General features: G+C 53.4%; 14 protein-coding genes. 7 read left to right on the top strand and 7 right to left on the bottom strand.

Annotation, left to right across the window (positions count from 1 at the left end; genetic code table 11):
* Nucleotides 1–186: 186 nt before the first annotated feature.
* The 5 genes from FJ147_21045 (at nt 187) to FJ147_21025 (ending at nt 8,639) form a co-directional block, all read left to right on the top strand.
* Nucleotides 187–582 carry a hypothetical protein gene (locus FJ147_21045; GenBank protein ID MBM4258371.1) on the top strand — a complete coding sequence of 132 codons (396 nt, stop codon included), beginning with the start codon at nt 187–189 and terminating at the stop codon, nt 580–582.
* Nucleotides 583–867: 285 nt separating this feature from the next.
* Nucleotides 868–2,694 carry a hypothetical protein gene (locus FJ147_21040; GenBank protein ID MBM4258370.1) on the top strand — a complete coding sequence of 609 codons (1,827 nt, stop codon included), beginning with the start codon at nt 868–870 and terminating at the stop codon, nt 2,692–2,694.
* A 115-nt stretch (nt 2,695–2,809) separates the two neighbouring features.
* Nucleotides 2,810–6,667: a hypothetical protein gene (locus tag FJ147_21035; protein MBM4258369.1), complete on the top strand. Its 3,858-nt coding sequence runs from the start codon at nt 2,810–2,812 to the stop codon at nt 6,665–6,667.
* 55 nt (nt 6,668–6,722) lie between these two features.
* Nucleotides 6,723–7,241: a hypothetical protein gene (locus tag FJ147_21030; protein ID MBM4258368.1), complete on the top strand. Its 519-nt coding sequence runs from the start codon at nt 6,723–6,725 to the stop codon at nt 7,239–7,241.
* A 204-nt stretch (nt 7,242–7,445) separates the two neighbouring features.
* Nucleotides 7,446–8,639, top strand: a complete 1,194-nt coding sequence (locus tag FJ147_21025; protein ID MBM4258367.1) for an LLM class flavin-dependent oxidoreductase — start codon at nt 7,446–7,448, stop codon at nt 8,637–8,639.
* A 313-nt stretch (nt 8,640–8,952) separates the two neighbouring features.
* On the opposite strand, the gene FJ147_21020 is transcribed toward FJ147_21025, so the two are convergent.
* The 4 genes from FJ147_21020 to FJ147_21005 all read right to left on the bottom strand — a co-directional run bounded on the left by FJ147_21020 (nt 8,953) and on the right by FJ147_21005 (nt 13,110).
* Nucleotides 8,953–9,714 (bottom strand): alpha/beta hydrolase, encoded by a 762-nt coding sequence (locus FJ147_21020; protein ID MBM4258366.1) that lies wholly within the window; start codon nt 9,712–9,714, stop codon nt 8,953–8,955.
* Between the two features lie 171 nt (nt 9,715–9,885).
* Complete coding sequence (locus FJ147_21015) at nt 9,886–10,167, bottom strand: hypothetical protein (protein MBM4258365.1); 282 nt, start codon at nt 10,165–10,167, stop codon at nt 9,886–9,888.
* A gap of 144 nt (nt 10,168–10,311) precedes the next feature.
* Complete coding sequence (locus FJ147_21010; protein ID MBM4258364.1) at nt 10,312–12,333, bottom strand: hypothetical protein; 2,022 nt, start codon at nt 12,331–12,333, stop codon at nt 10,312–10,314.
* 132 nt (nt 12,334–12,465) lie between these two features.
* A complete protein-coding gene (locus FJ147_21005; protein MBM4258363.1) occupies nt 12,466–13,110 on the bottom strand; it encodes a 4Fe-4S dicluster domain-containing protein in 645 nt (214 codons plus the stop codon).
* Nucleotides 13,111–13,237: 127 nt separating this feature from the next.
* Here FJ147_21005 and FJ147_21000 point away from each other — a divergent pair, with 127 nt between their 5' ends.
* Both FJ147_21000 and FJ147_20995 read left to right on the top strand, forming a co-directional pair.
* The gene (locus FJ147_21000; protein ID MBM4258362.1) at nt 13,238–13,486 is read left to right on the top strand and encodes a hypothetical protein; all 249 of its coding nucleotides are present in this window, start codon (nt 13,238–13,240) and stop codon (nt 13,484–13,486) included.
* A gap of 95 nt (nt 13,487–13,581) precedes the next feature.
* Nucleotides 13,582–14,049, top strand: coding sequence for a hypothetical protein (locus tag FJ147_20995; protein MBM4258361.1), 468 nt, complete (start codon nt 13,582–13,584; stop codon nt 14,047–14,049).
* 159 nt (nt 14,050–14,208) lie between these two features.
* Here FJ147_20995 and FJ147_20990 read toward each other — a convergent pair whose 3' ends face one another.
* The 3 genes from FJ147_20990 to FJ147_20980 form a co-directional block, all read right to left on the bottom strand.
* Nucleotides 14,209–14,802 carry a VOC family protein gene (locus tag FJ147_20990; GenBank protein MBM4258360.1) on the bottom strand — a complete coding sequence of 198 codons (594 nt, stop codon included), beginning with the start codon at nt 14,800–14,802 and terminating at the stop codon, nt 14,209–14,211.
* 72 nt (nt 14,803–14,874) lie between these two features.
* The gene (locus tag FJ147_20985) at nt 14,875–16,002 is read right to left on the bottom strand and encodes an FAD-binding oxidoreductase (protein MBM4258359.1); all 1,128 of its coding nucleotides are present in this window, start codon (nt 16,000–16,002) and stop codon (nt 14,875–14,877) included.
* A 99-nt stretch (nt 16,003–16,101) separates the two neighbouring features.
* The gene (locus FJ147_20980) at nt 16,102–16,524 is read right to left on the bottom strand and encodes a cytochrome c (GenBank protein ID MBM4258358.1); all 423 of its coding nucleotides are present in this window, start codon (nt 16,522–16,524) and stop codon (nt 16,102–16,104) included.
* Nucleotides 16,525–16,626 lie beyond the last annotated feature (102 nt).

Genomic DNA, 16,626 nt, shown 5'->3' with positions numbered 1-16,626 from the left:
GTCGCCCGCGTTCATCCAGCTCTTCGACCAGACTTCGATACTTAGACCGAAGCCAGCACACAATGGTCTCGTCTCTCATCCCTGCTCTTGTGCAGAGGCTCTCCACTCCGGTCAATCACTATTGCGGTAAGTTGTTTCCTGCCACCGCCTAAGTAGCCCCGCAGAAATAGTTCTATGGTTAGAGCTATGGTTGGTACCTGTTCGTTTTCGGTTCAGTCGCTGAACAATGTCGTGATAGGCGAGGCCGCGAATCGGCCAACGCTTGAGGTCTACCTGGGGCGGTTGGTCGACGACGACTTCCCGAGTCGCGCGATCAAAGCGGAGGTGGACGACTTGGTGCCGATACGCCTGGCCCACGCAATACTTGTGATGCCCCAAGGTGACATAGCCCGCACTACTCACCGTCCGTTGCCAGTGCAAGAGCGTCAGTATGTGAACTGCACGGCGAGTCCGGGGACGACGGGACGGGCAACGGGCTCGTGTACGTTTCAGATGCGGCAGCGGGGCACGTTTGAGTTCCGCTTTTTCCCCAACAATGGCTTGACCCCGTTAGTGACTAGCAACTCCGTCATTGTCCCGTAGGGAGCAATGGCGGGAAGTTCGGGAAGAGCTGTCATTGCGAGCAGAGCGAAGCCATCTCGGTCCTACAACGCAGAGATTGCTTCGTCGCCTCAGGTTCCTCGCAATGACAGAACCGTCCGTCATTGCGAGCGTAGCGAAGCCATCAAACCTCTCGCCTGTCTCCTTCATTCATCGTTCATCCTTCATTATTCATTGTCCGAGGCTTTCAGCACTTTCGTCGGTTACGGGCTTCCCGCCGTCGTCATCCTCCGATAGTGAACGAGGAGTCGATTCGTATGGTTCTATATGTGTTGGCTTCTCGTTTGCCTTACTCTCGTTCCTTTCCTCATGTGTCCTCAATACGCATGGTCGGGACAACTGAGCGACCTCGATGTAGAGAAAGACTGGCGACTCCAGCAGCTCACGATCACCGGCAATGCACAATTCTCTAGCCGTCAGCTTCGACAACAACTGTTGAGTAAAACTCGCGCGTGGACTGCCCCCTGGAAATCATACCCTCGCTTCGATCCGGTCACGTTCGCCGCCGATCTGACACGCCTGCAACGGTTCTATGAAATGCAGGGATACTATGAAGCACGAGTCAGGTATGACCTTGCCTCGACAGGTGGGAATATCTCAGCGACATTGACCATCGACGAAGGCGAGCCAACTCACGTTCGCAGGTTGTCTCTTTCTTTGCACGATTCACTTCCGCTTGGTCTTACTCTTGAATCCGTGCGTCCGACACTTGCCTTACAAGAAGGAGCAATCTTCACCGAAGAGGACTATCAGCAGAGTGAGGTGACGCTTAAGAATTTCTTTCTTGATCATCATTATGGGCGAGCCACAGTTCAACGCTCCGCCCGCGTTGTTGTCGATCAACATACTGCCGATGTCCAATACTCCATCCACCTCGGCCCCCAAGCGGTCTTCGGTGAGACAACTGCAGAAGGGACCCAGCTGGTTGACCCCAGCATCGTCCTGCGTGAGTTGCGCTATAAGCCAGGCGACCCCTTCAGTACGAGTGCCCTCACTGAAGCGCAGAAACGCATCATGAAGCTGGATCTCTTTAGCACCGTGCGGTTTATGCCGCAGGATTCGCCAACCAACCCCGCTGTGATTCCTCTCCATCTCCACGTCAACGAGAAACCGTTTCGCGAATGGAAGTTAGGAGTTGGTTACGGCACCGAGGATCAACTGCGAGGCCTTGTCTACTGGAGACATAACAATTGGTTTGGTGGTGGGCGACGGTTTGAAGTCCAAGTGAAAGCGTCGATGCTCACCCGTCACATCAATGTCAGTTTTCTGCAACCGTATGTGTTTGGAACGTTGAATCGCTTCGCCTTGACCTTTCGCCCCCAACAGATCAACGAACCAGGCTATCTGCTCAATGCCACTCGTTTGCAAGCGCGGCTTGAACGCGACTTCAGCAATAGCTTGACCGGCTTTGTCGCTTACCGCTCAGAGTACGACCAACTGAACAATGTGGAAGCAGCAACGACCAGGAAGTTACAGACATTTGAGCGAAAAGGGGCACTCTCGGGCTTGTCCGCAGGCCTGGTGTGGAACACGACGGATGATCCACTTGACGCCACGCAAGGTAATTTCTTCTCGATGCTAGTTGAGCAAGTCGGCGGCCCACTGAGCGGAGACTTCGGTTTCCTCAAACTCTTGTGGGAGGCGCGCCATTATCGCGAGGTCTACACCCACACGGTGCTTGCGGGACGCCTGAAGTTAGGGGTTGCCGACCCTACTGGTACTAATGATGAGGTACCTCTCTTCGAGCGCTTCTATGCAGGTGGAGCAAACAGTGTGCGTGGTTATGGACGACATCGACTTGGCCCGTTGTCGACGGCTGATGATCCCGTGGGTGGACGCAGTGTGATCGAGGGAGCTTTGGAGTTACGATATCGCTATACTGAGCAACTTGGTGGGGCAGTGTTTCTTGACTTTGGCCAAGTGTCGAAACGATCCTTTTCCGTACCGGTTGACGGCTTACGCTTTGCGCTTGGCTTTGGGGTATTATACGCCACGCCAGTTGGCCCACTGCGCCTTGATCTCGGCTTCCCGCTTGATCCGCCGCGTGGCGATCAATTTTGGCAGGTGCATTTTAGTGTAGGGCAATTTTTTTAATATGGACTTCGTTGTTGTTTTTCTTGCTCATTCCCCTCACCCTATCCCTCTCCCAGCCAGGGAGAGGGCAACCCGAGCGAAGCGAGAATGGGTGAGGGTCGGAAGGTAAAGGATTATGAGTGACTCTCCTCAGCAATCGCCCCCGAGAAAGTTCCTACGATTTGCTCTGTGGACAACCGCACTCCTTTCCGTTGCTCTTATTGTTCTTGTTATCGGCCTGAGCAGATACACCCAGACCGATAGCTTTCGTGCATGGCTACGTGAGCAGACACTCGTCGCTCTGCGCGAAGAGATCCACGGGGAAGTGACGTTAGAACGAATCAGCGGAGACCTCTGGAACGGCGTAACTTTTCACAACTTGTCATTTCGCGATGCATCGGGCGATGTGATACACATTCCCCAGGCAACGGTCACACTGAAACTATTGTCACAACTCCGTCTCGCCTGGAAATCCTCGACCTTCCATATTGATGATGTTACGGTCCAGTCGCCAACGTTGCACCTGAGAGAACAGCCTCAAGGAATCTGGAACATCAAGCGGCTCTTTCCTCCTTCATCTGCCCCTTCCTCACCCACACCGCTACGACTTTCTATTGACCGCATACATATTACCGATGGCCACGTTGTCGTCGAACCTCACGGCTTCAACACTATTCAAATCCGCGATGTCATAGCCGACGGACAACTCACGTCTGTCTTACCTGACGTCACTCTGAACTTTACTCAGCTTTCCTTTCGCGCGGAGTCAGCGCAGTTCCCGTCGTTCTCCTGGAAAGGTGGGGGTACCTACACGGAAGTAAACGCCGTCGCTGACGTGGCAGTGAAAGCCGCAACCATCCAGACCGCACAGTCGCAAGTGCAACTATCGGGAATGGTACACAACCTCGACGCGCCGCGTTTTGATCTCACCGCCGAGGTCTCGCGCTTGGCAGCCAATGAACTTCGCTCGTTGTTGCCCGAAAGCCCTCTCCAGCAAGACCTCTCTGGCCAAGTGCAGCTCAGTGGAACCGTGCAGCATCCTATTGTGAAAGCAGAGCTGCAAACAGCAAACGGCAAAGTAACGGGGATAGCAAAAGCTGACTTTCAACAATCTCCGCCACACTACGACATACGTGCCAATCTCGACCGCATAATGATGCATAAAGTCGTGAAGCTGCCACATGTCCAAGGTGAGCTTTCAGGTCATATTGAGTTCACTGGCAGCGACATCGATTCTGGAAAGATAGACTTCATCCTCTCTCCGAAAAAACTCGTCGTCGATGAACGAACTGTTGGTGATGGCGAGATCAGCGGGACACTAGTGAACCGTCGCCTCACGTCGAATGGAAAAACGAACGGACCACTTGCTCAACTCCAGTGGAACGGCTGGATTGAGTTAGGTCCTTCGCTTTCTTATGAAGGGACAATTGCGATCCGTGAAGGAAATGTCGCAAACGCCACGGCAAAGCCACTCCCGATTGGTACGGTAATCATCAACGCTGACGCCTGGATCGCTGGGCAAGGTACGACACTCTCAGACCTCACTGCCAACACACGCATCACCGTACTCCCCTCACGGGTTGATACACTCACCGACGTTCACGGTAGCGCAGTGGCAACGCTCCGACAGCAGCAGTTGACGCTTGAGCGGCTATCGCTCACAACCAATGACACGACCGCGCACGTACAAGGACAACTCAAGGACATCTTCACTCAGTCTCCACTAGCAGCCTTGAGTTACAAAATACAAACGCAGGACATCGCACCCTGGCTCAAGCGCGTTGGGCAGAATGGGCAGGGCTCGATGACTCTTACTGGCGACATCTCCGGCCCGTTGCAGCAACTCACAGTGATAGGAGCCGCGACCGGGAACTCGCTGCGCTGGGGTCAGCACGCACTAGAGAACGGGAGTGTCACCTATCGTTTGCTATCCGTCGGCCAAGCTGAAACGCATGGTAACGTTACGGTGGCGGGCCAACAGCTTGACGCTGGCGGAATCTGGCATCATGCCACAGTCGAGGCAACCATCGTTCGTGTCGAACCACTAGAAATACAGAGCCGCCTGCATGCGGAAGGCGAACAGGTACGCAACCTCCGAGCGCAGGTCTATGTGCAACAACAACCGACACAGTGGAATGTCTCGTTAAGCAACCTTGCTCTGCAACTGCCAATAGGTGTGTGGACACAGTCTCAACCAATCTCGTTCACACTGCGAGCAGGGCACGTGTCAGTAGACTCGCTCGTGTTGCAGCGAGGTGCTCAGAGCATCACGGTTGCGGGCAACATCGCAGAACACGGACCGCAAGACTTTCAGGTTCATGTGACACAATTTCCTTTGCTCGATCTGCAAACGTTTGTGCCCACACTCCCGCCGGTTGATGGGCACCTCAACATCAACCTCCAAGTACAAGGGACGCGAACACATCCAGTAGCGAGCGCCCAACTGACGACAACCCCTTTGCTCTTCCGTGGCCAGTCGTATGCAGGGCTCGCTGGCCAGGGCACCTACCAGAACGACAAACTCACACTGAGTGCTTTACTTCGACAGGACACTGCCCATACATTAACCCTCAATGGTACCCTTCCGATTGCGCTGAGTTGGCACGAGAGACGTCCTATGCCACAAGTCGGTGATGCGGACCTCCGACTTCATTCAGACGGCATCAACCTTGCCTTCCTTGGACTTGTCACGACCGATGCAGTCGAAGACATCGAAGGCACCATGCACGTCGACCTCGCGCTCCGTGGTCCATTGTCAGAACTCCGTCCGTCGGGTCAGGTACAACTACGCAACGGAGGGGCACGACTGAAAACACTTGACATCACCCTCAAAGACCTTGAGACCGCTATAGCAATCTCTCCAGACGCGTTTCATCTTCAACAGTTTTCACTATCTTCAGGTCGCGGAGAACTTACTGGCAACGGGCGCATCGCGTTGCGACAATCTACACTAGGGGATATGGCCCTTACCTTCGCGGCGAAAGAACTGCGAGTGATTCACACGCGCCACTATAAAGCAGAGGTCTCCGGTCGGTTGTTGTGCTCCGGCTCGTTAGCCGCTCCACTCGTGCGAGGGACTCTTACGCTTGAAAACACTATCTTACGACCGGATGTCGCTTTGCTCAAAAGCGGACCACCACCACGTGACCACACCATAACTGTCGTGCAAACTGACCAGGATTCGATGCGCTCTATGCCCTCAGATCAATCTCTCAAGGAGTCACCTCGGGAATTCGACAACAAGCTAGAGGTGCCGACAACTCCAGAGCTATTACGGCAACTCGCGGCAGATGTGGTAGTGCGAATTCCACGCGATACGTGGCTTCATATGGCCGAAGGGTCGATTGAAATTAATGGCAGACTCACAGTGAAGAAAAACTCCGGCACAGAGCCACGCCTGACTGGCGCAGTTGAAACCGTCCGGGGATGGTATGCGTTTCATGGCCGCAAGTTCAACATTGAGCGCGGACAGGTGTCCTTTCCAGACGTGCTGCCGGTCGAGCCAAATATCGACCTTGTCGCTCGTTACACTGTCGCTCCGTACGAGGTCGATGTGCTCCTCGGTGGCAGCGTGCGCACCCCGACCTTGGATCTGCGCAGCAATCCGGCACTGGAGGAAGCTGACATTCTCTCAGTCCTGATCTTTGGCAAACCGGCGAGTGGCCTTAGCAGCACTGAACAGGTGTCGCTGCAGACGCAAGCGATCCAGGCTACTGCGGGTTACATTGCCTCGGGCTTGCGTCAGTCGATCGCCAACAAGCTCGGGCTCGATAACCTTGAATTCGACATGGGGCAGAGCATCGGGCAGGGACGAGTCAGAGTCGGAAAGTATCTGATCAAAGATGTCTACGTCTCGACGTCCCAACAGCTCGGCGAGAGACAAGAGCGTGAAGTCTCCGTTGAATACCAGGTCGACCGTCAGTGGCAATTGAAAGGAACAACCACTTCACGAGGAACCAGCGGCGTCGATGTGTTGTGGCAGAAGCGGTATTGATTTTTAGAGACCGTTGCTCCCTGGCCTCTTCTCTCGCTATGCTGGCCTTCATAGCATGGAAAATGAAGTTTTCGATCCTTTTTATCGTGAGTTACCGTCGAGTCTGATGCCGATCAGAACGCCTTTTACTCGCCCAGAGCGCTTCGATGCGGACCATCTGTTCGTGTATGTCACGAACAAAGCCAAGCGCTGGAGTGTGTTGTTGGACAGAGCGGCCATCAACAACATTTACGAAGAAGCTCGGCAGTACATTCCACGAGGGATCTCCCAGTTCTGGTTACTGGAGAAACGCTACAGTACAGAAAAACCTGGTGGAACCAGAAACGCGCCACGAACACGTTCACGCCCGCAAGTGACAAAGAGTGATTCCATCTCACATCCGAATCTCCTGCTTGGTGTTCCCAAAACGATCGTCCTCTTACGCGAGCCAGAACCATCCCCAACGCGACAGAGTGATATTGTGTCGTATCATTTTGACGAAAAAGAAGCGGTCGCTGCCGCCCTCACGTATACGCGCCAACACAACCGACGCGCTGTGGTTGGAGTACTGTTGTGGGATGAGCCGTGGTGGTAGACCTCCCTCAACTTCAATATCAGACCGTGTATCTGTAGCGTGCGCTGTGCGCACGAGAGTGCCAACGTCAGAGACGGTCGTGCGCTGTGCGCACGCTACCCCGAGTAGGATCACAGGTTGACGAAGACAGGAGGTGCAGTATGATCGTTGGTAGATTTTTGCTGGCACCTGGCAACGATCACGTCCAGCATACGGAGGAAATGAATGGAACGTCCCTTACGGTTTGGTATTTTTATGGCCCCTTTTCATCCTGCCGGGCAAAACCCGACCCTGGCGTTGGAACGCGACCTCGAACTCATCGAGCGGCTTGATCAACTGGGATATGATGAAGCGTGGATCGGTGAGCACCACTCTGCTGGTCTAGAAATCATTGCTTCACCAGAAGTGATCATCGCTGCTGCCGCACAACGTACTCGCCATATTCGTTTAGGAACTGGCGTGATGTCTCTCCCCTATCACCATCCACTGATTCTCACTGATCGCATGGTGTTACTGGATCATATTACCCGTGGGCGCGTCATGTTCGGAGTCGGCCCTGGTGCGTTGCCGTCTGATGCCCATATGATGGGCATTGACCCTGCAAGTCAGCGGGTGCGGATGGAGGAGTCACTGGGCGCAATCATGGCCCTGCTGACCTCCGACGAACCAGTCTCGATTCAAACTGATTGGTTCACACTCCGTGATGCCCGCTTACAATTACGACCGTACACGTACCCTCATTTTGAGATTGCGGTAGCGGCGACCGTGTCACCTGCTGGACCGCGTACCGCAGGGCGTTATGGTGCAGGCGTGCTGTCGCTTGGGGCAACGAGTATGGGTGGATTTGCTGTTCTCGGCGATCATTGGAAGATCTGGAACGATCAAGCACAGAAATACGGACATAAGGTCGATCGTTCGACGTGGCGGTTGGTCGGTCCTATGCACGTGGCCCGCACCCGCAAGCAAGCCTTTGAAGAAGTCGAATACGGTATTCACGAGTGGGTTGACTACTTCCGCAATATCGTGGCGCTGCCGATGGCGCCTGAAGAACCAGACCCACGCAAATGGCCACAAGCGCTGGCTGATTCCGGCGCCGCGATCATTGGTACTCCGGATGATGCGGCTGCTCAGATTGAACGTTTGAAAAAACAATCTGGTGGGTTCGGCTGTTTCCTGATCATGGCCAATGACTGGGTCGATCGGCAGGCGTCTCTCGCCTCATACGAACTGCTGGCCAAAGAAGTGTTCCCACGCTTCCAAGGCTCAGCAGATCTCACGGTGAATTCGCGAGAGTGGTGTCGTAAAGACCACGACACGCTGATTGGTGGTGCGATGAATGCCGTCGTAAAGGAAATCGATCGGTACGAAAAGGAAACCGGTTATCGCGTGTCCATCGCTGGTCCGGCGCAGGGAAGCTAGAAAAATTTCCCCTTGTCTTCACTATACTCTGCGCAGGTAGAAAGTGCGGTTTTGTCATGCTGAGCAAAGCGAAGCATCTCTCCCCCGCTCCCGCTGAGAGATTCTTCACTCCGCGGTGCTCCGTTCAGAATGACCCTCGCCGGAGCCGCGAAGCAAAAAGCGCAATTCGTGCCTACGCAGTATATACTTCTCGCCTTTCAACCCTCACCCTTTCCCTCTCCCTGCCAGGGAGAGGGCAGTACGAGCGCAGCGAGTACGGGTGAGGGTAATGACACAGGGATATGCAACTGAAGTTGGCTTTCCGACAGTAACCTCACACCCTCGCCAAAAACGCCTCCACCAACTGCATGTACTCGGCTTGGTTGCGATAAAAAATATCGTTATGCCCGCCACGGTCAAAAATCTTGAGCTGCTTTGGTTCTGGCGCTGCCGTATGTAACATCTCAGCATGCTGGGCAGGCAGTAACTCGTCGTGACGCGCGTGCAGGATCAACGTTTGCCCGCGAAAACTACCAAGCTTCTGCACGTAGTTAAAATACTTGTGGAGCTCGTCCATCGCGGCTGACTCAGAAACTCCTAACTCTTCCGGCGCAACGCGGAGGAAAAAACGTTCAGTGAGATCAGCTACGCCACTCTCAAGAATCAGACCACCAAGCTGCGGTCGCTGCGACACCCCATGGACAGCATACAGCGAGCCAATCGAGCGACCAAAGAGAATCACTTTGGAATCAGGAATCTTCAGGCTTTGAATAATCGGGACAACATCGTCCAGCATCCCAGCCAGCGCAGGCGCGCCACTCGACATGCCATACCCACGATACTCAGCCAGCAACACGTTACAGCCAGCACGCACAAGCCATTCTGGAAAACTCGGCAGATAGTCAGCGACAACTTCACCGTTACCGTGGAAATAGATGACTGTTTTCGCATCTGGGTTGACCGCTTGGTAGTAGCATGCGAGTCGGCTACCATCCGCAGCTTCCACCCAATATGGCTCAGGGAAGGCCTCACGGCGCGGAAAAAAGTAACGACTTGAGACAAGCGGGTGATCGAGAATTTTACTAGCGTTGGACATCATGAAAAACCTATTGCTTCTGATTTTACCATTGAGTCATCGGGTGATCGGGCCATTGAGGGCAACTCTACTAATGAATCAAGGGTCCAACTATTGAGACCCTCAGCAACAAAAAAGGCAGCCACGCAGGGCTGCCCGTTTCGTTTAGCAATTGTCGTTACTGAACATGGCTCATCCACCAGCGATCCCAACCATAAAGGCAATCATTTCTCCGTCCTCTAAGGTATCGTGGATACTGATGCGTTGCCCTTTGGAGTCGAGGAAGAGCGTCCCTTTGTTGTTAAGATCTTTGGTTTCTGGATCAATCAACAGCGCTTCCATCAGGCGACCATACTTCTGTACCAACTTCTGCGCTAATTCGGAAACAAGTGGCTGCTCAAGTTGAAAGGTTTCTTCGGTGAGCTTAGTAATCTCACGAAACCGTGCAGTGTATTCTGCGCGAACGGTGATCATAGAGAACTCCCTTGCACGTGTTGCGTAAAAAACACGGGACGAGGGGCTGGGGGCTAGGGACTAGTTCTTCTTCCTCCCAAGCCCCAAGTCCCAAATCTCTAGCCCCAAGTTCTCACGCATCACGCAGCACGTTTCACGGCCTTCTTACTTCGCCGTCTTCTCAACTCCAGTCGGAACCGAGACCGACGCCGAACGTCTGCCTTGATCTTCGACCAGGACTTTCTCTTTGGCGAGTACTTCGGCGATGTCTTCCATGCCGAGTTCTTCTAACTTGCTGCGAGTCTGCAAGCCGCTCTGCTTGTCCCAGCCGCGCCATTCGTAGTACTCGTCGAGCACAGGGTTGAACATCGTCGATGCCGCCTTGCCTTTGTGGGGGCCTTCTGGACAGGGTTCGTGCATCCAGCGCTCACAAATGGTGTCATGCTCACGCCGCATACCGAGCCGCGAGTTAAACGCTTTCTCTAGGTTGCAAATCCGCTCGCCATCACGCATGCGTTCTTCTTTGCTCTTATCGATGCCGGTCACTGCGGTGTACGCTCCCGCGTAGTACGTCTCTGGCGCATAGCCGAGGACATCTAACATCCAGTGAAACAGACAGATACCGTAGGAATTGATCAGCGCAACCTGGTTTTCAATGACATGCGTACAGGCACCTTTGAGCTTCGGCGTACTTAAATCGGCGGCGTCCAAACTACCGAAGTAGGCTTGCGAGAGATCTTTACGCTGGAATTTCTCGATCAGACCGATGCCTTTGAGATGGTCGGCACCGCGTGAGGCGACTGCCATGTTGAGCATCCACGATGGGAATGCCCGCAGCTCTTCAGTGAAACTCGCGCCACCTTTGCCGTAGGTCGCGTACTTCATGAAGTTCTCGCCCTTCTTCTCTGACAACGCGAGCGCACCATAATAAACACCATCACGGAACATGCGGCCAAAGAGCGTCGTCTGATAAGCAACACCGAGGATGATCTCTTCAATCACATCCATGTTGCCCCACTCTAGGTTCATTGATTTGCCGAACAACTCTTCTATATCGCGTGTCGAGATCAATTCACGCTGTGCGAGTTCTTGAATGAAGCTGATTGAGCAGCTCAGGTCTTGGTTATCGAGCGCATGATCGTTAGTGACCTTGCCCCAGTGGGCGACGTCTGCCCAATCGCGCAGATCAAGTGCGCCAGCGCCACTACCGGTGGTGAGATATTCAGGATGGCGGAACTCTTCACCGATATAGTTCTTGGCGCGTTCAGATTCATGCCCTTCGATCTTGTAGCGGCCATCGCAAGCGAGATAACAATCCGACGAGCAGACTTCTGAGTATTTATGAAACTTCTTTACCCAATTGTCTGAACGTACTTCATCGCCACGGAACAACGTGCCTTGGTTATTGCGCCAGAAGTTGCCGCCGATACGTTGGTACATTTCGACCGCGCCCAGCGTTCCGCGCCGCTTAAAGCCATAGCCTGCTTCATTGGAGTCAAGCTTCTTACGGAAACCGTCTGACCACTGTAACAACCCCTGGGGATCGTGAATCTTCACGCCCTTATTGCCCTGCACAGCGATGGCTTTCAGGTTCTTCGAACCCATGACGCAGCCACCACCACCACGGGCGTAGATGCGCCAGCCATCAGACACGACACCAGACATGCCGACCAGATTTTCTCCACCAGGTCCGATCGTCAAGGTATGAACGGTAGAGGGATAATCACCCAACTCTTTCTGCAACGCTGCATGAGTCTCAGAGGTGGTTTTGCCCCACAGATGAGAAGCATCACAGATAGTCACTTCTTCGTTGGCAATATGCAGATACACCGGTCTTGGGGCTTTGCCAGTGACCGCAATGTAGTCATAGCCAGTGAAACGAACCATATAGGGAAATTTGCCACCGCCAGCCGTATCAGCGAAATGGCCATACTCTGGGCTCTTAAAAGTAATGCGCCCTTTGACGCCGATGCCAGAGCCAGTCCCAGCCACCGGACCAACGCCAAAGATAAAGATATTATCCGGCCCACGCGGGTCGCTCATGATGTCATGGCGTTGGAAGTGCTCCCATAAGATCCAGTCGTTAATACCCGAACCACCAACCCAGCGATCAAACAAAGCGTGCGGAATAATCTCTGTGCGAATGCTTCCAGTCGTTAAATCTACGCGTAGTAATTTGCCTTCCATGACGATCTCCTCTTGCGTTGCTCAGCTCTGAGCTTGTTACGTAGAGTGTGATACGTGTTGCGTGTTGCATGAAGAATAGTAGCCGTTAGTCTTTTCATCACGTAACACGTTTCACGTAACAGGTTTTCTGCTTTAAGCGGAGGTACTAATCTTCCCTTCCAACATCGCATCACCAAGTCCGAGTTCTTTGTGTTCCTCGGCTGGCTTGCGTAGCATCGTGGTGTAGTTGCTCTTGGTTTCAAAGAACAACACTGGGAAACGTTGATACTGCTTTCCCTGGTTGAGATTGTCTGGCCGAGTGGAGCAGGCTTTGACGCAGGCAGGGTCGCCGCCACAGAGATCGCATTTCAGCACTTCGCCATTTGGGGCAATGAAGACCACATCGAACGGACAGGCGGGTACACATTCCATACATGAGATGCACTTGCTTTGATCGATCAGCGCCGCCAGGGTCTGTGGATCGTAATAGAACGCATCGGTCGGACAGACTTCCGCGCACGGCGGCGGGTTGCCACAATGATGGCAGATGGCAGTGACAAAGCCGAAGCCATCCTTGTTGACCCGTGTGGTAACTTGCGGGTCATGCTTGATCTTGATGCGGGCATAGTTGGGGTTCAGTTCCCCATCAGGAGAATGAATAAGTGAGCAAGCGACTTCGCACACCTTGCAGTCGGTGCAGAGATTTTGCAGTGCGAAGAGCTTTTTATCGACATTGGGGATATCATCCCCAGCCTTGAACCAGAGCTGGCCATTGGCCATTTCCTTTTGGGTGTCCATACTCTTGGTACCCTCCTTGTAGCGTCCCCTAAGCTAATCCTGTTCGTGGTTGCCTGTCAAGGAAAAAGGACGTATGAAAAGAGCCGTCGGTGCAGAGACGCCTATCTCTGCAAAGGAGGGAATTCGCATGGGTAAACAAGAAATCCTCACCCACCCTTCCCTGGGCAAGCTGCCTGCGCGGAAGGTCTTAGATTGTATCTTCGCCGTTGCCCCTGAAGGCAACATTTTGCATTACCACCTTGAGCAGGTCGCCAAAGCCGATCTTTCCGGTGGAAAAGACGGTGTCATGTACACCCTGACCGATAAAGCGCCAAACGAAGGACGCGAACGGTGCTGTATTATTCCGCCGTTTGTGAGGGAATTCGGATCTATATGAGGCTAGAGGCTGGAGGCTGGAGGCTAGAGACTAGTTGGTGTCTTGCCAAGCCTCTAGCCTCTAGCCTCTAGTCTCAAAGCTTCAACCAGTGACTAATGAATGACATGGAGTGTCCTATGCCCGCAAAAACCCTTTCCCCCCAAGAAGCCCGTGATCTACTCAATAGCAACGACCAAGTTGCCTATATCGATGTGCGCACGGTTGCCGAATTCGCCTCTGGCCATCCGCGTGGCAAGGTCGTCAACATTCCGATTGTTTTTCATCATCCGACTACGAAGGAGATTTATCCTAATGGCAGTTTTCTTGAAGTGGTTGCTTCGCTGTATGGTAAAGACGCGCCACTGATCATCGGAGGTGATGAAAGCGGACGCACTCAGCAAGCGGCTGAGCAATTACAAGCCGCTGGTTATACGAACCTCTGTGTTATGCAGGAAGGGGTGAGTGGTTGGCGCACGCAGAAGTTTCCAACCACTACTGATAATCGCGATGGTATTAGCTATGCGTCGTTACTTACTGCAGTGAAACGCAAAGGAAAGAAAAAGAAGGCTGCGGCACATGCGTAAACCATCTAGAGCACTCTTCCTCGTTTCCTTTCCCTTCTGGAGAGGGCCAAGATCCATTGGGTATTGTCAATAATTGTCGATTGTAGATTGCGGATTGTAGATTGGAAGACACCGAAGGTTGAGGTTTCCCAAATCTGCATTCCGCATTCCGCAATTCCTTTACTTCGCCCTTACCTCCCTCGCCCGCTCCAAATACCTCTCTTTATCTGCTGCCGATGCTGGCTTGTGGCGCAAATCTCCTTCAGTACCTAACTCACGAGTCCAACTCGCAAACTCCAGCATGATCCCGTCAGGATCAAAGAAATAAATCGAGCTGACAAAGGTAGTATTGTTGACTTCACGGCTGACCTGCTGGGGGGTATCGTCATGATGGATCACTTCTGTCACCTCAACGCCTTTTGCCCGCAGCTTGTCACGGTATTCTGTCAGACGTTCATGCGGAACATCGAACGCGACATGATTCATCGATGCATGAGCCGTCACGATTGAACCCTTCCCAACGTTGTTCGCAGGAGAGGCCACACCAGGTGCGGCTTCGGGCGCGTTGGGAAACCAGAAAAAAGCCAAACCGTCGCCATTGCCAATATCGAAGAAGAAATGCTGCCCCATACCGTTGGGCAATTCGAGAGTCTTGGTCATCGGCATGCCCAATGTGTTGGTATAGAAATCCACTGTCTTCGCCATGTCTTTGCAAACTAACGCCAGATGGTTGATGCCTCGCAGTTCAAACTCTTTGTTCTTGCGTTGCGCCATGGGTGCTGCCCTCCTTCGATTGAATGACGATATGTTCCTTGTACTCTTCTTTTGAGGAGGGGCAAGCAGGCTTCACCCCCGCAACCGCTGCGGCGATAACCGTTCCGCCGCAATCCCAAGGGACGCAAGCGCCGCAGGCATCGGCTGACCAAGCAAAATTGCGCTACACGCCTGACCCATTCCCGCTGCGGTCTGAATGCCATACCCACCCTGACCAGCAACCCAAAAGAATTCGGGCACGGCAGTATCAAAACCACCGACCAGTTCACCATCAGGCACAAACGAACGCAGCCCCGCCCAGATGCGGGTGGGCCGACGGATAGTCATCGTGGTCGCTTCTTCGATCCGAGCAATACCCGTAGCAATATCAATCTCTTCAGGCCGCACGTCATGCGGTACCATGGGATCGACATTCGCTGGCGAGCCCAGCAACATTCCCGCTTCTGGTTTGAAATAGAACGATTCGTCTGCCGCAATGACGACTGGCCATGTGTTGACACTCCTGTCGTTCTCTGGCGGCGCAAAGATAAACGCGCTGCGTCGTTTGGGCACGAGTCCAACCGGACGGGCACCCACCAATTTGCCAATCTCATCGCACCACGCTCCAGCCGCATTCACAACAGTCGTCGCCTCGAACGTGCCATTGCTGGTGTCGATACGCCAGATGTGGTTGTGATACGTCAGCGCATGTACGTCCGCCGACACCACTAACTGTCCACCCTGCTGACGAATGCCTTTGAGAAAACCTTGGTGCAGCGCGTGAACATCAATATCAGTAGGATCAGCTTCAAAGGTTGCCCCCGACAACCGGTCAGCTCGCAACACTGGAACTCGTGCTTGCGCCTCTGTCGGAGAGAGCCGCTCGACTTTTGATCCGACTTGTTGCGCGACAGTGTACGCTTCATCGAGATGATCACGCTGATCTTTGGTGGCGATCATCAACATCCCACGAGCAGTAAGAATCGGGGTCTCGGTAAACCCTGCCGGCGGCGTTTCATAAAAGGAACGACTGCCAACGGTCAACGCTCGCACCAGCGGTGGACCATACGTCTCGATAAACATCGCTGCTGAGCGGCCAGTGGTGTGATAGCCAGGATGCGCTTCACGCTCAAGAATGAGCACCGACTCATGTTGCGACAACCAATAGCCAACCGATGTTCCAGCAATGCCTGCACCAATAATGGCGAAACGGTAGACCATAACGTTCTTCCTCAGAGGTCGAGAGTGAAAGTCGTAGTTCCTTCATACTCTAATCTGAGGGTTCTCAACATGTCCTCTGTTTTGCCGCTTATTGCGCGCTTACTTCTCTTGAATCGACTGCAGATAATAAACCAGTAGCAAAATTTTCCCGCGCACTTCAGATTGCGACATCAGACTACTGCTCGTTTCTAAACGAAACTCATCACCCCACAACGGCATTTCGCGTGAGCCATGGGCTTTGAGGGGATCACGGCCATCGATCACTCCATACACTCGCCAAAACGGGAAATGGCCACCGTTCTTCTTGGCGAGAACAGTGAGATCTGCAGGCGGAACCGTCAGTAGACCAAACGTCGCCATAATGCCATCGCCTTTCCCATTGCCACCATGACACACCACGCAGTTCTCGTTGAAGAACAGCTTGCCACTGGCTGCGACTTCTTGTTCCTGGGCACGGCTTACTCTTGGCAACAGCAAGATGGCACCTATCAATAGAACAGGACTTACGCTTGAGGACCACAAGTATCATTTTAGGGATATGATTACCAAGAAGCAGTACGTCGAATATTTGGTGAGCACGCCGAAGAATTGCACCTGTACGTATCTGGCCGAGCATTTGGAAGA

The sequence above is a fragment of the Deltaproteobacteria bacterium genome (assembly GCA_016874775.1).
Lineage (GTDB): Bacteria > Desulfobacterota > Binatia > Bin18 > Bin18 > VGTJ01.
The sequence above is the reverse complement of the archived record's forward strand: the minus strand, read 5'-3'. Positions and strand labels throughout refer to the sequence as shown.

Coding starts and splice junctions, on each gene's coding strand:
- FJ147_21030 (MBM4258368.1), top strand. CDS start 6,723: ATGGAAAATGAAGTTTTCGATCCTTTTTATCGTGAGTTACCGTCGAGT.
- FJ147_21025 (MBM4258367.1), top strand. CDS start 7,446: ATGGAACGTCCCTTACGGTTTGGTATTTTTATGGCCCCTTTTCATCCT.
- FJ147_21035 (MBM4258369.1), top strand. CDS start 2,810: ATGAGTGACTCTCCTCAGCAATCGCCCCCGAGAAAGTTCCTACGATTT.
- FJ147_20985 (MBM4258359.1), bottom strand. CDS start 16,002: ATGGTCTACCGTTTCGCCATTATTGGTGCAGGCATTGCTGGAACATCG.
- FJ147_21020 (MBM4258366.1), bottom strand. CDS start 9,714: ATGTCCAACGCTAGTAAAATTCTCGATCACCCGCTTGTCTCAAGTCGT.
- FJ147_20990 (MBM4258360.1), bottom strand. CDS start 14,802: ATGGCGCAACGCAAGAACAAAGAGTTTGAACTGCGAGGCATCAACCAT.
- FJ147_20995 (MBM4258361.1), top strand. CDS start 13,582: ATGAATGACATGGAGTGTCCTATGCCCGCAAAAACCCTTTCCCCCCAA.
- FJ147_21015 (MBM4258365.1), bottom strand. CDS start 10,167: ATGATCACCGTTCGCGCAGAATACACTGCACGGTTTCGTGAGATTACT.
- FJ147_21000 (MBM4258362.1), top strand. CDS start 13,238: ATGGGTAAACAAGAAATCCTCACCCACCCTTCCCTGGGCAAGCTGCCT.
- FJ147_21010 (MBM4258364.1), bottom strand. CDS start 12,333: ATGGAAGGCAAATTACTACGCGTAGATTTAACGACTGGAAGCATTCGC.
- FJ147_21045 (MBM4258371.1), top strand. CDS start 187: ATGGTTGGTACCTGTTCGTTTTCGGTTCAGTCGCTGAACAATGTCGTG.
- FJ147_21005 (MBM4258363.1), bottom strand. CDS start 13,110: ATGGACACCCAAAAGGAAATGGCCAATGGCCAGCTCTGGTTCAAGGCT.
- FJ147_21040 (MBM4258370.1), top strand. CDS start 868: ATGTGTTGGCTTCTCGTTTGCCTTACTCTCGTTCCTTTCCTCATGTGT.